The 16009-nt window shown below is 37.0% G+C and carries 13 protein-coding genes; 4 read left to right on the top strand and 9 right to left on the bottom strand.

Going from position 1 to position 16009, the window contains the following annotated elements; all coding sequences use genetic code 11:
- Nucleotides 1-27: 27 nt before the first annotated feature.
- Genes JK629_RS09215 through JK629_RS09205 form a run of 3 tightly spaced genes read right to left on the bottom strand, consistent with a single transcriptional unit; the run spans nucleotide 28 to nucleotide 3389 of the window.
- Nucleotides 28-1308, bottom strand: coding sequence for an O-antigen translocase (locus tag JK629_RS09215; RefSeq protein ID WP_202335345.1), 1281 nt, complete (start codon nucleotides 1306-1308; stop codon nucleotides 28-30).
- The gene (locus JK629_RS09210) at nucleotides 1309-2409 is read right to left on the bottom strand and encodes a DegT/DnrJ/EryC1/StrS family aminotransferase (protein ID WP_202335344.1); all 1101 of its coding nucleotides are present in this window, start codon (nucleotides 2407-2409) and stop codon (nucleotides 1309-1311) included.
- The gene (locus JK629_RS09205) at nucleotides 2406-3389 is read right to left on the bottom strand and encodes a GNAT family N-acetyltransferase (RefSeq protein ID WP_202335343.1); all 984 of its coding nucleotides are present in this window, start codon (nucleotides 3387-3389) and stop codon (nucleotides 2406-2408) included. Before JK629_RS09205 ends, JK629_RS09210 begins: the two co-directional genes overlap by 4 nt.
- A gap of 99 nt (nucleotides 3390-3488) precedes the next feature.
- Between JK629_RS09205 and JK629_RS09200 the strand changes: the two genes are divergently transcribed.
- Nucleotides 3489-4778, top strand: a complete 1290-nt coding sequence (locus tag JK629_RS09200; protein ID WP_202335342.1) for a glycosyltransferase family 39 protein — start codon at nucleotides 3489-3491, stop codon at nucleotides 4776-4778.
- The gene (locus JK629_RS09195) at nucleotides 4775-5920 is read left to right on the top strand and encodes a glycosyltransferase family 2 protein (RefSeq protein ID WP_202335341.1); all 1146 of its coding nucleotides are present in this window, start codon (nucleotides 4775-4777) and stop codon (nucleotides 5918-5920) included. The genes JK629_RS09200 and JK629_RS09195 overlap by 4 nt, the downstream gene beginning before the upstream one ends.
- Nucleotides 5921-5930: 10 nt before the next feature.
- On the opposite strand, the gene JK629_RS09190 is transcribed toward JK629_RS09195, so the two are convergent.
- A complete protein-coding gene (locus JK629_RS09190) occupies nucleotides 5931-7418 on the bottom strand; it encodes a hypothetical protein (protein ID WP_202335340.1) in 1488 nt (495 codons plus the stop codon).
- Between the two features lie 117 nt (nucleotides 7419-7535).
- Here JK629_RS09190 and JK629_RS09185 point away from each other — a divergent pair, with 117 nt between their 5' ends.
- On the top strand, nucleotides 7536-8255 hold the full coding sequence (locus JK629_RS09185; RefSeq protein WP_202335339.1) for a glycosyltransferase family 2 protein: 720 nt from the start codon (nucleotides 7536-7538) through the stop codon (nucleotides 8253-8255).
- Nucleotides 8256-8267: 12 nt separating this feature from the next.
- On the opposite strand, the gene JK629_RS09180 is transcribed toward JK629_RS09185, so the two are convergent.
- From JK629_RS09180 to typA, 5 genes are all read right to left on the bottom strand, one after another.
- A complete protein-coding gene (locus JK629_RS09180; protein ID WP_202335338.1) occupies nucleotides 8268-9749 on the bottom strand; it encodes a sulfatase-like hydrolase/transferase in 1482 nt (493 codons plus the stop codon).
- Between the two features lie 19 nt (nucleotides 9750-9768).
- Entirely contained in the window at nucleotides 9769-11259 is a 1491-nt protein-coding gene (locus JK629_RS09175) for a sulfatase-like hydrolase/transferase (RefSeq protein ID WP_202335337.1), read from the bottom strand.
- Nucleotides 11249-12643 (bottom strand): class I SAM-dependent methyltransferase, encoded by a 1395-nt coding sequence (locus tag JK629_RS09170; RefSeq protein ID WP_202335336.1) that lies wholly within the window; start codon nucleotides 12641-12643, stop codon nucleotides 11249-11251. Before JK629_RS09170 ends, JK629_RS09175 begins: the two co-directional genes overlap by 11 nt.
- Entirely contained in the window at nucleotides 12627-12830 is a 204-nt protein-coding gene (locus JK629_RS09165; RefSeq protein WP_202335335.1) for a hypothetical protein, read from the bottom strand. The genes JK629_RS09170 and JK629_RS09165 overlap by 17 nt, the downstream gene beginning before the upstream one ends.
- A gap of 90 nt (nucleotides 12831-12920) precedes the next feature.
- A complete protein-coding gene (typA, locus tag JK629_RS09160) occupies nucleotides 12921-14714 on the bottom strand; it encodes a translational GTPase TypA (protein WP_202335334.1) in 1794 nt (597 codons plus the stop codon).
- A 178-nt stretch (nucleotides 14715-14892) separates the two neighbouring features.
- Here typA and kdsA point away from each other — a divergent pair, with 178 nt between their 5' ends.
- Nucleotides 14893-15711 carry a 3-deoxy-8-phosphooctulonate synthase gene (kdsA, locus tag JK629_RS09155; RefSeq protein WP_202335333.1) on the top strand — a complete coding sequence of 273 codons (819 nt, stop codon included), beginning with the start codon at nucleotides 14893-14895 and terminating at the stop codon, nucleotides 15709-15711.
- The last annotated feature ends 298 nt before the right edge of the window (nucleotides 15712-16009 follow it).

Below are 16009 nucleotides of genomic sequence, written 5' to 3'. Positions count from 1 at the left end.
ACTTTACCTGATTTTTTCCTTTAAAATTTACTTTCTTTGTTTTTTAAAATATCTGAACACTAAAAATGAAACAACAAAAAAATAAAGCACATACCTGATAAAATGTGCGATTACAATTCCCTCAACTCCATACGGAGCAACAAGCAATTGGGCCAGCACATAAAAAAGCGCCAATGAAAAAAGCTCCGAAAATATAAAACTTCGCACTAATTTTTTTGCCAAAAACTGGTTTAGAAGCACCAAAGACGCGAGCCTAATAAAATCTCCTATCAGCTGCCATTTAAAGAGTGGCGCCATTTCGGTCAATCCTGGATATAACAATTCAATTATAAGGTGTCTAAAAAGATAAACCAGAATCATACCTGCGGCAAATAGCGGCAAAATGGTTTTATAAATATTGAAAACTTCTTTCTTAAAATTATTTGCGGAATAGATTCCCGCAAATTTGGGAAGCACATATAATGTAAAAAGGGAACCTGAAAAAACCATATAATTTTTCGAAATAAAAGTCATATTGGTCCATACCCCGGCGTCCCGTCCTGACATTCGTTCTTCCAGCATGCTTCTTATATCTATTTCCACAAGAGGTAGTAAAATGGAACTCACAAAGGACATAACCGTAAACGCAAAAAGGCTTTTTGCCATAGGGGATTTCAATTTTATATCCTTGAAACTTATGTAGCCACGCAGTACTCTGAAAAAAAAGAAAAGCAGGACCAATACCTGAATTATCGGCGTAATACTAATAGCTATCAGCACCCCGTCCAAATTGTACTGGAAAAGAAACAACAGAGTTAATGACACCGTAAGCAGGTAACTGACCAAATCGATTTTTGCAAACTTTTTGTATTCGGACAGTCCGTTTATAACTCCATTAAAAACGCGTTGCACCGCGATGAAGGGAATAATAACAGCAGTTAATTTAATTATATATGAAAATTCATTTGAGGCAAAAAGATAATCGCTGATGAGGTCTGAAAACACAAGCAGCGTGATACAGCTACCTAAAACACCAAATATGGTAAAAACAAACGTAGTGCTAAATAGCTTTTGAAGCTGGGCCTTGTCTGACCTGTATTCTGCAACATATTTTACCAGGCCGCTGAAAGTACCGAGCGAAGAGATTGACATCAATAACTGCGACAAACTTCTAAGCTGACCAATTTTGTAAAGTCCTACAGCACCTACATAATCATAGAGAAGACGTTGCACAACGGCAGAAATCAAGAGCCTGATACTTACCACCACAGCATTGAGCGATGTCATCTTCAAAAGCAAATTACCGCGTATAAAGGATGGTATTTTCACCTAATATTTATTTAAAACTGATATTATAGTCTCAACTTCAGCGTTAGAAAGTATTGGGCTTATGGGAATGCTCACTACTTGCTCATGGATTTTTACGGTAACGGGAAAGTTTAAATTTTTAAATTCAGAAAGCGCCTCTTGTCTGTGTGGCGGAATGGGGTAATGGATTAAATGGCCAATTCCATTGCGGTCCAAGTAATCTATAAATTCATTTCTATTTTCAACGCGAACCACAAAAAGATGAAAGATGTGGTTTTCACTTCCATCGTAATGCGGAAGAATTATTTTATCATTTTTTATTTCTGAAATATACTTTTTCGCGATTGTCCTACGGCTTTCATTATCAGAATCCAGTGTAGGCAACTTTATATTTAAAAAGGAAGCCTGTATTTCATCAAGTCTTGAATTTAAGCCCACAAACTCATTTACGTATTTTGTGGAAGCTCCATAATTTCGAAGTTTTGCAATAACAGACGCCAATTCGTCATCATTGGTAGTTACCGCTCCCCCATCTCCCAGCGCACCCAAATTTTTTGTTGGATAAAAACTGAAGCCAGCCGCATCGCCAATATTTCCCGCCAGTTTTCCATCACTATTTTTAGCTCCGTGGGCCTGTGCGGCATCCTCAATAACGAGCAAATTATTTTCTTTTGAAATCTTTAAAATTTCTTCCATTGGCGAAAGCTGTCCGTAGAGATGAACGGGCATTATCGCCTTCGTTTTTTCTGAAATAGCACTTTTAAGTGAATTGATATCGAAATTATACGCATTAAAATCTGCCTCCACCAAAACAGGTTTTAAGCCGGCTTGTTTTATTGCCAAAATTGTAGCGATGTAGGTATTTGATGCAACCAAAACTTCATCATTGTCTTTTAATTTTCCAAGAATTTTATATCCTTCCAAAATCAACCGCAAAGCGTCCAAACCATTGCCAACACCTATGCAGTGACTCGTGCCGCAATAGCGCGCAAAATTTGCTTCAAACAATTTTACTTGACTTCCCAAAACATAATATCCCGAATCCAGAAATTGCTTGAAGCCGTCTTGAAATTGCTTTTCAAAACGTTTATTTATGGCGTGTAGGTCTAAAAATGGAATCATAAAAAAACGGTTGCTAATTTTTTATAATTTGCGGTTTTCACTTCATAAAATGATTGTACAATGCAGCGGCCCCCAAAACATTCCTTCCAATAAAGCAGGCCTTCATTTATGTTTTTCCCATGGTTCTCGTTGGAAGTCCCAAAATCGAAATATCTTTTATTTCTGAAACGCTCGGTTATTAAATACTCAAATAAAAAATCCAACGTCCCCAATTGCTGCTTGTCCTCATTTGCAGAAATATACTGCACGTGCGCTACGGTTTCGGTTTCAAAAATAGTTGCGCCGCCTACAATTTCATCTGCTTTATAAACATTAAACTGGATGATGTTCTTCGGAAAATTGTTTGCCAGTTCGGTTATTTCACCAAATGAATGTACAGGCAGCGCTTGATGGCGAAGAGCTAAGTTGGGAATCAATATTTTTTCCCAAAACGGTTCAAAATCATTTTCTTCCTCAATCCGAAGCTCGCTTTTATTTGCTTTTTTCACTCCTTCCATTCGGTTCGCAGCAATCTTTAACGGATTTTGGTTATCAATTACGCTTAAAACATCGGTACGCACCTTTTCCGCTTCTGTAATAAAAAGCAGATAATCCATTTCATCAGAAGGCAATAAATTATATATTTTCGGCAACATTTTTAAATGAAGATGTTCAATTCCCGCTTCATTCAGAAATTGAAGCACACTGCTAAAAATCAAAACAACTTCCTTCAACTTTGTTTTTTTCTGAAGCAGCAAACCTCCGTAGGTCAATCCTTGATGGGAATACGCGGTATTTTCAGAAATATTTGCTGGCAGGGCCGCAACAACTTTTCCTTTTTTAAATACCAGAAGGGAATAATCCGTAAATCTGTCGGCATGATATTCCATAAAATCCCTTTGAAACAGAAAAGTTGCATTTTTGGAATTCTCCAGAAATTTCTGCCACAAAAGTTTATCTTCCGCAGTATATTTTTTTACTGAAAATGTATTGCTTTCCAAGTGATTTCTTTTTTTAAAAAGGGTTTCGGTATAAGAATGTAAAGCTAAAATTTATTTTTAGTTTTACAGTCCCACAAATAATTAATTAAAACCATCAAATTGTTTAAATATTCTACAAGAGGATTAAAATTTTCTGCGTTTGATGGGTTATTGCTGTTAATCTATTTAGCGGTCTTTATTTATTTTGTTCTTCAACCGGCCATCTATTCTCCCGATACCAACACCTATTTTAGAGTACATTTTTACAGGTTTCCAGGCTACGGACTTTTTTTGAGGAGTTTTGATCTTTTTTTCGGCAGCTTTTTTGAAACCGCTGTGGTTGCTTTTCAGCTGTTGCTAGGTTTTTTGGCAATTGCCAAGCTTCAAAAAACATGCAAACAACTTCTGAAACTTAAAAACTGGGAGTATTTTGTGTTGTTCATACTGCTTATTTTCCCATATTTTCCGCCACTTTTGGTGGGAAACAATCTGACTTCGGAAGGACTCTCCTATCCTTTTTACCTGTTTTTGATAGCTTATAGCTTAGATTTTTTATTTAACAACCAGCCCAATAAATTAGTTCACCTTTCTATTGCATTTATATTATTGTGCCTTACGCGCGGTCAGTTTATAATTGTTGCCCCCATTCTAGGGGTTTTGTACATTTTAAAAGAGCGAAAAAATATTCTTAACAGACCCAATCTATTTTTTGGGATACTTCTTTTTATTTTGCCAATTATCACTCAAACCTTAGACAAGACATATCATAAAGCCGTTCACGGTTTCTTTGTTACCACGCCCTTCAGCTATGTAAATGCACTCACTTTGCCACTTTATGTTTCAGATGAAGAAGATGCTTCTTTGATGAAAACTGAGAATGAAAAAATAGTTTTTTCAAGAACCTATCAAAAAATTGACAGCTTAGGTCTTTTGAGTTCAAAGGTAGAAGGCGACGCCACTGAAAAATACATGCTTTTTCACAACAATTTTCCGTGGATCTGCAATAGATCTTTTCACGTTCCCACGATGAACTATTTTGAGAGCAAAACCAATAAATTGAGTGAAAATGTAATTTTGGCCGAAAAGGCCGCAAAAAATATGCTTCCCGTTTTGGTGAAAGATAATTTCGAAAAATACATATCTATTTATTTTGAAGGTATTTTTCACGGTTTTAAGGGAATCCTGCCGGCAGTGCTCACATTGCTTCTTTTTCTTTATAGCACAATAATTACTTTTAGAAAATGGTCTGTCAATAATGGATTGCTGCTATTTGGTTCCACACTTATAGTTTCAAATGCAATGATCGTGGCATTTGCTTCGCATTCCATTATGCGCTATTTATTTTACAATTACTTTTTTGCCATTTTAATCGGAATTATTTTATTCCGAAAAATAACTTCAAAAATATGAACGTAGAGCTATCTGTTGTAATGCCGTGCCTAAATGAAGCCGAAACCCTTGCCATTTGCATAAAAAAAGCACAAGGTTTTTTTGAACGAAAAAACATAGTGGGTGAAGTTATTATTGCTGACAACGGCAGCACGGACGGCTCACAACAAATTGCAAAAGATTTAAACGCTACTGTTATAAACGTTCCACAAAAAGGTTACGGCAGTGCACTGCGGGGCGGCATAGAAGCAGCAAACGGAAAGTATATTATTATGGGCGATGCCGATGATAGTTATGATTTTGAAAATTTGATGCCCTATATCATGAAACTTCGGGAAGGTTATGATTTGGTAATGGGCAATCGTTTTAAGGGCGGAATTAAAAAAGGTGCCATGCCCTTTCTACACAAATATCTGGGAAACCCGGTACTTTCCTTTATTGGAAGATTATTCTTTAAAAGTAAAATTGGTGATTTTCACTGCGGTTTGCGTGGGTTCAGCAAGGAAGCTTTTTACAAAATGGAGCTCAAAACCACAGGCATGGAATTTGCCAGCGAAATGATTGTAAAGGCAAGTCTTAAAAATCTTAAAATTGCTGAAGTACCGACCATCCTTTCACCTGATGGGCGCTCCCGACCACCACATTTGAATACATGGCGTGACGGTTGGAGGCATTTACGGTTTTTGGTGCTCTACAGCCCCAATTGGTTATTTATGGTTCCCGGTTTGTTGTTAATGCTTTTTGGGCTGATTACTTCGGCGTTTTTAATTATGGGTCCCGTTTCCGTTGGAAATGTAAATTTTGATGTGCACACCCTTCTTTTCACTTCCGGCTTTATACTTATTGGTTTCCAGTTTATCCTTTTTTACGGCCTAACAAAAGTTTTCACGGTAGAAAACGAACTTCTTCCGAAGTCAAAAAAATATGACCGGCTTTTCAAATTTATTAATTTGGAAAAAGGCTTGATAACCGGTTTTGTTTTGGTTATTGTGGGAATAGTTCTAAGCTTTTTGGCATATTCAGATTGGCAGGCCACCGGTTATGGAAATATTGAAAGCACGGCAATTTTAAGAAGAGTTATTCCTGCAATTACGCTAATGCTATTGGGCGTTCAGATTATACTTTTCAGTTTGTTTTTCAGTATTCTTGGATTGAAAAAATAAATTTTACTCTTTATTTTTTTTGTACGCTAATAATATTTGTAAAAGCATACTCGGGGCTTAAAACCTCTATTTCAATACTGCCTATTTTATTAAGCGCATCTACTGTTCTATTCTTAAATGAAGTTAAAACATACACTTTTCCCCTTTCTTTTAATTGGTTAGAAATAGCTGTTATAGTATCAACTTCACAAAAGGTGATATTGTATTTTCTTAAATAAAAATCAGTGGAAGGTTGGTCTCTTTGATCGTATTTGACCACCGGATAATTATTATGGATTTTGCTCAAATAGTTCATCGTGCTGTCTTGCTTGTAAAAATTTCCCAAGTAAAAATTTCTGTATAAATCCTGGGTTTCCATATTATTCTCAACCATATTTTTTGAAATAATGACATTGTTTCTATCCATTTCTTTCAGAAAAACAATAATACAGTAAACCGAAACAACTACTTGTAAAATGCGTGTTTGATATACCTTTAAAGTATCAATAAATTTCACGATCAGTATCGTCAAAATGATACAGAATATAGGAGCCAACGGAACAAAAACTCTGGGAAATGGAGCTTTTTGATGTAAAAAGGAAAGCACAAATGGCACAACAAAAAGAGATGCCAAAAACAAAAAATAGTAGCGTTCCTTTATTGAGCTCTTTTTATAAAAAATAAATAATCCCGGTAGCAACAACAGCAATAAAAAATATCTATTTGAGAAAAAATCGACAACCGCAATTCTTAAGACGTGAAATGAATAAAGCAACCCAAAGGGACCTCTATTGGAGTATTTGTTAAACATTACATCTTCCAATATTGGCAAATACAGGAAAAATGCTAAAACAGCCCCACCGATTACTGAAATCATCACATTAAAATATAGCCGTGAAATATTTTCCCTTTTACGGTAATAATACAACCAACTACAGAAAAGTAGAGACCCAAAAGCCACAAGTACGTATAGATTTGAAGGTATTGTATACAAAAGCAACAAACTGCAGATTAACACAATAAAAAGTGAAAGGTTTTTTTTATCCGAAATATAAGTCCACGAAAAATAGACCAGCATCACCAAAAAAAGCGCACTCATATTATAACCTCTAAGCTGCAGTGAAAAATTCATATACGGAATGGTGGTAAAAAGAATGCCATACAAAAGAAAACTGCTTTTATAGCCAAAAAAACGCTTTAGAATTCGAACCGATAAAAAAGCGGATAACAGTGAAATAATCAATTGAAATCCGCGAAAAATATAGGTATGTGCCTCTGCGGAAAAAATATCCCGATATCCAAATGCCCTTGAAATAAGTTGTGTGGTGAAATTGTAAAAAATATGGTTGTTGGGTGCTGGATAATAAAACAGCGTGGTAGAAAAGTCCCTCAAGGCAAATTCTTCAAGCGAATATACCTCATCGTACCAAAGATCGTAATCTATATAATGAAAGCACCATATGGCCATTGGAACAAAGCCCAAAAGGGTAAACAGATAACCTATAGTTTTCGCTTTCATCAAAAATTTGAAATCAAAAATAAGTAATTTAATGCTTTCAGTACCTCTTTATGAATGGAAGACAATTATTGAAATTTTAAAAAAATAGATGCATATATTTGCTATCAAATCTATTTCATGCAAAAAGCGCTTTCTATAATTGTTCCGGCTTATAACGAAGAACATACCATTCTTGAAATTTTGGAAATACTCTATAAATTAGAACTGCCCAACAACCTGCAAAAAGAAATTGTAATTGTTGACGATTGTTCTAAGGACAACACCTTAAATATCATCAAGAAATTTATTCAAAATCATCTTGATTGTAACGTTCAGTTTTTTTCCTTTGAAAAAAACCAAGGAAAGGGCGCAGCGTTAAATAAAGGCATTCAAATGGCAACAGGTGATTTTATAATTATTCAGGATGCCGATCTGGAATATGACCCGAATGAGTATTCCCTTTTGTTGAAACCAATTTTGGAAAATAAGGCCGATGTGGTTTATGGCTCCCGATTTATGGGCGGGAATCCGCATAGAATTTTGTTTTTTTGGCATACTATCGGAAATAAGTTTCTCACATTTTTAAGTAATATGTTTACCAATCTGAACCTAACCGATATGGAAACCTGTTATAAACTGTTTAGGGCAGATATTCTAAAAGGGTTGGATTTAAAGGAAAAAAGGTTTGGTTTTGAACCTGAAGTAACGGCGAAAATTTCACGCGTAAAAAAAATACGTATCTATGAGGTAGGCATTTCATACTACGGTCGAACTTACGAAGAAGGGAAAAAAATAAACTGGAAAGACGGACTTTGGGCACTTTGGTGCATTTTTAAATACAATGTATTTTCCCGCTAAATCTCTAAAACATTATTTGCCTTTTTCGGGCTCTATTTTTTCAAAGACATAATTTCCGGAACCATCTACATATTTATAAACGCCAGGTTCGGTACCACCGGTTAAGCAGATGTAGCTTTCATCTGCCTGCAAATTTTGAAGATATTTTTCGTTTCCGGATAAATAGGTAAAAAGAATTCTAAAAACATTCACCGGCGTTTTTAATTTGGAATCGTATTCTGGCACTTCGTTTTTTGGCCAATGAATTGTAAGGTTCGTACTAAAAATAGATTTTTTTATGGCTATATTTTCGGTTTTTGTATCGCCTTCCCCAGTATAATTTAGGCCTACAAACCCACCGTGGTCCGCCATTAATATTATAAGCGCCTGTGGATCCTTATCCAATATTTCAATGATAAGATTTTTCATCAATTCGTTGGACTCTTTTAATCTTTCAATCCATTTTTCACGCTCCACGGCCGCACCTTGCGAGCTACCGGCCGTAGTATTTATATGGGCAGGTTTGAGTATTTGTATAAAAAAGAATTTGGGAGTTTGGATAGAATCGGAAAGATACCGTTTCAACGGTTCCAAAACGGGCTGCACTTCCCCCAAACCTTTATTAAGGAACGGAACCTTACCATATGGAATACTGCTATGGTCATACCCCATTTTTGGCCTGTTATTCAAAAAATAATAAGTTTCCGACAGAAAATAGGTTTCATATCCATTGCTTTTGAAAGCGTTGAGAACGGGATTTTCAGAAATAATAATTTCTCTGGCATTCTCTACTTCTTGTTTATCCAAATTAAAATCGTAGTAGTGGTGCTTCATCATAAAAGCACTACTGTTTGAAGCCAAAGTCGATTTATAATTGGTGTGAAAATCTGGATAGGTTTTAAAATTGGTAGTTTCTAAAAAGGTTTCAAATGCATTGTTTCCGACATTGTAAAAATCATCATTCAAGGTAGAAAAACTCACGTAACCATCGGGTTGAATAAAGTATACGTTGGGTTTCTTTTTAAAAACCACATTTTCAATATCGTCCGGCTGTTGCTTCCACGTGTCAGAATAAGTTAATTTTTGGAATATTATCTGTGAAACTGAAAAAATACCTATCAAGGCCAAAAGCAATTCGATCACAATTAACTTCTTTAAATGTCGATAAAGAAATATTGCGAACAATAGCGAAACAATAAAAATCCCAACTATTATTTTACGTTCAATAGGTACAAAAACAAAAGTTTTCAGAATGAATAAAAACGTGAAGAGATTTAAAAAGGGTAATACGTATTTTTGATAGGGTTTAAAAATGACCAACTTTGAAAGTCTGTGGAATATCAAAAAGGCCAGAGCGGGCAACAGTATAAAAACACCTGTGAAATATAAAAGGTGTTCCCATGATTTTGACATATCAAAATTTCTGGAATAGTAAAACAGCACAGGGTAAAGACCAGCCGAAATACCTGCCAAAACCGGATACTCCTTGTTATTATTGAGAAAGTTTTTTAACACTTTGCTTTGTTTCTTTATCTTATGAAAGTTTCTTGAAAATTACACTTCCCGCATCGTCCAAATATTCATAAACGCCTTGGGGTGCGCCAGAGTTGATTATTATGTAACTCCCGTTTTCCTGTAAATTTTCAAGATATGAGTTTTCCTCGCTTAAATATGCGGTCAAAATTCTAAAAAGATTAACCGAGGTTTTTAATTCCTTATCAAATTCCGGCGCTTCCCCATTGGGCCAATGAATGGAAAGTATGGTGCTGAATATGGAGTTCACAAAATCAGGGTTCGTATTCTTAGTGTAGGATTCGCCCGTGTTTGTCATCCCCACAAATCCGCCATGATCGGCCATAATTACAATCAATGCTTTCGGATCTTTTTCCAGAATAGACTTTGTAAGTTGGGTCAGTTTTTTATTTGCTTCCGCCAAACTTTCCATATAATGTTGGCGCTCTCCCTCCACCCCTTTGGAATCTTCTATAGTATTTGTAATATGCCCGGGGTTGAAAATTTCAATAAAAAAGAAATTAGGGCCATCAGCATAAGTTTCCAAATAGTTATCGAAAGGTTTTATTACATCTTTTGGCTCTCCAATGCCGGTAGTGACAAAATCAATTTCTTCCGTTGAAAAATTACAGAAATCATAACCAAGCTTTGGCTTGTTGGTCAAAAAATAGGGCTGCTCGGTAAGAAAAAATGTGCGATAACCGTTGTTCTTCAATATGCGAAGCACACTATTATCTGATACAATTACATTGCGGGCGTCAATGGTTTCGGTAAAATCGGAGCCGTTGTTATAATAATGATGCTTCATCATAAACACCGCACTGTTAGTGGGCAGTGTGGCGGCATAATTACTTCGGAAACCGGGATAGTTTTTAAAATTGTTTTCCTTCAAATAATATTCAAATTCGCTATTCGGAATATTGTAAAAACCCTTTTTAAGCTCCGAAAAATTTGCGTACCCATCAGGCTGAATAAAATAAATATTAGGTTTTTTCTTAAATACAGCTTCCTCGATTGCATCGGGCTGCGCCATCCATTCCTTGGAATAATTAAGCTGCTTAATAACCACGGGCGCTAATGTGAAAATACCAATGACGGCAAGTATGAGTTGAAAGCCAATGATTTTCTTGAAAAATTTTCGAAGCAAAAAGGCAAGCAAAACAGCGACTCCAAATATGATAAGGGTTCGCAACCAATTAAAGCCAGCATACAGTGCTATATTCAAATAAGAAAAAAAGAAGAAAAAGTTTAAAAAAGGTAAAACAAACGGCTGAAATTTCTTGAACAAGTTTACCCCAGAAATTTTATGTGCCAAAAAAAATACAGCAATGGGAAACAATAAAAATACAGAGACAAAATACCCTAGGTGTCCCCAGGAATTGATCATTTTATAATTGTTTGTGTAATAAAACAATAATGGGTAAAGACCCGCCGCCACGGCCGTAAGTACAGGATAGGCATTCCCGTTGTTCAAAAAACCCGAGAAAAGACCCTGTTTTTTTTTAGCCTGCATGATTTTTGTTTTTCAAAAGATACAGCAAACGCTTGGTGCCTTTTACAGTCTCCTTTTTTTCAAGGGTGAAGTATTTTAAATATCCCTTTTCAAATTCCATTTCATTGTAAAAATCAAAATGGTTAATAAATTCACGCTTGCGTACCAATAGCGATTGCGCCCAGGAATCTTCCCGGGTTGGAAACTCAATGATCAGGTTTTTAGAAAATGAAGCAAAAAATTCAGCCGATTTTTCAAAAGGAACGTTTCCGGAAAGCGTAATGTGATGTATCAAAGCCAAAGCCATGGTAACATCGGGCGCATAATCTGCCAAACGCTGCATTAACGAACTGCGCTCCGTATTGTTGAAACCGATGCCCGGTGCGGGCTGTAGCACATCGCATACAAAGGGCAACATATTGGTTTCCTTGTTTTGCTGAAGCTGTTTGTAGTTATAATCTACCGCATTGCTGTCAATATCAGTCACAATTATATGTGGTACACTGTCAATAACAGTGCGTCCAAAGGTTCCGTCATTTCCGCCCACGTCAATCAGTTTTTGCGGTGCCAATGGTTTTATCCATTCTTTTATGAGCGTTTTTTTTGCTTCAAACGCAGTTTCGTCATAATTGGTTTTATCGTAATAATTGCCCCATTCACTGGCTTCTTTTAACGTTAAGCCTTTTATGTAATCATAAAGGCTTTCCAAAATATTTTCCTGGGCCTTTTTGGAAAGAGTCGCTATCTTGGTTTCAGCTTTGTAGTCTTCACTGTGCTTGCTTTCCATTTTGGCGAGCAAGTGAATATTTGGATATACTACCGAACTAAGTTTGGTACGCGTGGGCAATAAAGACGAAATCAATTTTACCGGAATACCGTCAATGTGCGTTTGCATCATTTTAAAGATTTCGGTGCCGTGATATTTTGCCAAAACCAAAGGTCCAAAAAAGTGGGTGATGAATTGTTTATAAGCGCGCCAAGGAGTGCCTTCCTCATAAAAATCGAAGGAAAGCGTATCGATAAAAATAGGTTTTCCTTTGTGAAATGTTACGTTATAAGCAGAGGCATCCTTCAAAATAAATCCTTTTGAAAGTGCGTATTTCTGAATTTTTAAGGTGTGGAGCGCGGCGTGCTTGTATTGCTCAAAACTCCATTCGTACGGATTTGTAATAAATGGAATTTCTTCCGGGGTAATAATTATTTCGTCAGAAGAAACAGCAGTTTCCTCATGGTGAATGAGCAAGCCTTTTGAAATAAGATTTTTAAAAAAACCGCTTTCTTTCAGTTTGTTGTATTGCGGAAAATATATAGGTTTGATAGCCCTTCGCAGGGTTTTTCCTTCGTAAAAAATATACCCCGAAGGATCGCGAAATGAAGCTTGGTGTGCGTCAGTTTTTTTTGTCATGTGTATCGGTGTCTTGCTCTTCAACGTCAATTGAATCGTAAGTATCCTTTTCCTCTTTTACCAATCCGAAAAAAGATTTCACCTTATACATAACATTTTTTGAAAAAAGCAAAATGCCAGCTGCTGCTGCCACTACCGCCTGTACTATCATGGCTCCCAGCCCTGGATCGAAATAAAGAAAATTCATACCTATTATTTTTCTGTGTTTGCCTTTCGGCGACAACAAATTAACTAAAAATCGCCAAGTTTATTGAGTTGCTTGGCGATTTTCTTTTTTCTACAATTTATTACGCTTGCGGTCCACTTCCTTCAAATATATTTTTCGAAGTCTTAAATGGTTTGGCGTTACCTCGACGTATTCGTCTTTTTGTATGTATTCCAACGCTTCTTCCAAAGAAAATTTAATAGCGGGAATAATTCGTGCCTTATCGTCAGCTCCCGAAGAACGTACGTTTGATAGCTTTTTGGTTTTGGTAATGTTTACCGACATATCGTCTTGGCGAGTGTTTTCACCAATAACCTGCCCTTCGTAAATATCCTCGTTAGGATTTACGAAGAAACGTCCACGATCCTGTAATTTATCAATTGAGTACGGTATGGCTTGCCCCGTTTCCATAGAAACCAAACTTCCGTTCTGTCTTTCAGGAATCCCTCCTTTCAAAGGTTGGTATTCAAGAAAACGGTGTGTCATAATAGCCTCACCCGCAGTTGCAGTAAGTAACTGGTTTCTAAGACCGATAATTCCACGGGATGGTATGATGAATTTACAGATCATTCGCTCCCCTTTTCCTTCCATGCTCAACATTTCCCCTTTACGGATGGTTACCATATTAATGGCAGTTCCACTTACTGTTTCGGGCAAATCGATGGTCATTTCCTCAACCGGCTCACATTTTACGCCGTCAATTTCTTTAATGATTACTTGAGGCTGCCCGATTTGAAGTTCGTATCCTTCACGGCGCATTGTTTCAATCAAAACCGAAAGGTGCAAAACCCCACGGCCAAAAACCATAAATTTATCAGCACTGTCCGTTGGTTGCATGCGCAAGGCAAGGTTTTTTTCCAATTCCTTTTCAAGGCGCTCCTTAATGTGGCGCGAAGTAACAAACTTTCCATCCTTTCCAAAGAAAGGAGAATCGTTAATTGTGAAAAGCATACTCATTGTAGGCTCGTCAATGGCAATGGTTTTAAGTGCTTCGGGGTTTTCGGCATCGGCAACGGTATCGCCAATTTCAAAACCTTCCAAGCCTACCAACGCACAAATATCGCCCGCTTGTACTTCAGCAACTTTTTTACGGCCCAAACCTTCAAAAGTATGAAGTTCCTTTATTTTTGATTTTACTTTACTACCATCTCGTTTCACCAAGGCTATCTGCATTCCTTCCTTTAAAACGCCTCTCTGCAAACGACCGATTGCGATACGCCCTGTAAAAGACGAAAAGTCCAAGGAGGTAATCAACATCTGCACGGTACCTTCCTCCACTTTTGGTGATGGAATGTGTTCCAATACCATATCAAGCAACGGCTCAATAGTTTCGGTTTGGTTTTTCCAGTCTTCGCTCATCCAGTTGTGCTTTGCAGAACCATAAACGGTTGGGAAATCTAGTTGCCACTCTTCTGCGCCCAATTCAAACATTAAATCAAATACCGCTTCGTGTACTTCATCTGGCGTACAGTTTTCCTTATCCACTTTATTTACAACCACGCAAGGCTTCAACCCAAGCGAAATCGCCTTTTGAAGCACGAAACGTGTTTGCGGCATCGGGCCCTCAAAAGCATCAACTAAAAGAAGAACACCATCTGCCATGTTCAATACACGCTCCACTTCGCCACCAAAATCGGCGTGACCAGGGGTATCGATAATGTTTATTTTAGTGTCTTTATAAACAACGGAAACGTTTTTTGAAGTAATGGTAATTCCGCGTTCGCGTTCCAAATCGTTATTATCCAAGATAAGTTCGCCAGTGTTTTCGTTTTCACGAAAAAGGCTACAGTGGTGCATAATTTTATCAACCAAGGTGGTTTTACCGTGGTCAACGTGTGCAATAATGGCGATGTTTTTAATTTTCATAGCAATGCTCCTTTTTTTAAGAGGGTGCAAAAGTAGTGTTTCTAAGTGGATTAGAAATAAAAGTTGGGTGTTTATTTTAGTTGAAATAGTAGGTTGGAATAAATGAAACAAAGCAGTGTTAGCTTGACGACATATCAGAATAGTAAAATACCTATCTTTACACTACTAAAATTATAGTATGAAACTTAATTTAATCCCAAAAATAAAACACACAACTTCCAACAATTTCTTTCTCCTCGCCGGTCCCTGCGCCATTGAAGGCGAAGAAATGGCAATGCAGATTGCCGAAAAGATTGTAAAAATTACAGATGCCCTCGAAATTCCATACATCTTTAAAGGAAGTTTTAAAAAAGCAAACCGAAGCAGAATCGATAGTTTCACGGGAATTGGCGATGAAAAAGCTTTGAAAATCCTCCGCAAAGTTTCTGAAACTTTTGACCTTCCCACCGTTACCGATATTCACGAAGTGAGTGATGCAACAATGGCTGCGGAATACGTGGATGTTTTACAGATACCGGCTTTTTTGGTACGCCAAACAGATTTGGTGGTTGCTGCCGCCGAAACTGGAAAAGTAGTGAATTTGAAAAAAGGACAATTCATGAGCCCGGAAAGCATGAAGCATGCCGTAACCAAGGTTACAGATTGCAATAACGAACAAGTACTGATTACAGATCGCGGAACCATGTTCGGCTATCAGGATATGATTGTAGATTTTCGGGGTATTCCCACAATGAAACAATACGCCCCCGTTGTTTTGGACGTTACCCACAGTTTGCAACAGCCCAACCAAAGTGCTGGCGTTACAGGTGGTAGGCCCGAAATGATTTCAACAATTGCGAGAGCGGGAATAGCTACCGGCGCCGATGGAATTTTTATTGAAACCCACTTTGACCCAACAAACGCAAAAAGCGATGGTGCCAATATGCTAAATTTAAACCTACTTGAGAAGTTATTAACGGATCTTGTAGCTATAAGAAAAACCATCAATCAATTATAGCTCTATAAAAATTTATATAATTAAAGCGCCCTGCCATCACAAAATGGCAGGGCGCTTTGGCTAATAACAAAACTCTATAAAATAAGCATCGTTACTTTTTAAAAAAGGACTGTACCCAATTGGGGCACAGTCCTTAACCTCATTACTTATAAAACTCCCCAATTAAATAAGTATTCAAATATCGCACTAAATCTGCTAACAATCAACAGGGATTTCCCCCTTTTTACACAGGATTTTTCCTGTTTTTATCATTAAGTCCAGATTAAAAAAAGAAAAGCTGCTTCTGAAAAGAAACAGC

The organism is Aequorivita iocasae, assembly GCF_016757735.1.
Taxonomy (GTDB): Bacteria; Bacteroidota; Bacteroidia; order Flavobacteriales; family Flavobacteriaceae; genus Aequorivita; species Aequorivita iocasae.
The sequence above is the reverse complement of the archived record's forward strand: the minus strand, read 5'-3'. Positions and strand labels throughout refer to the sequence as shown.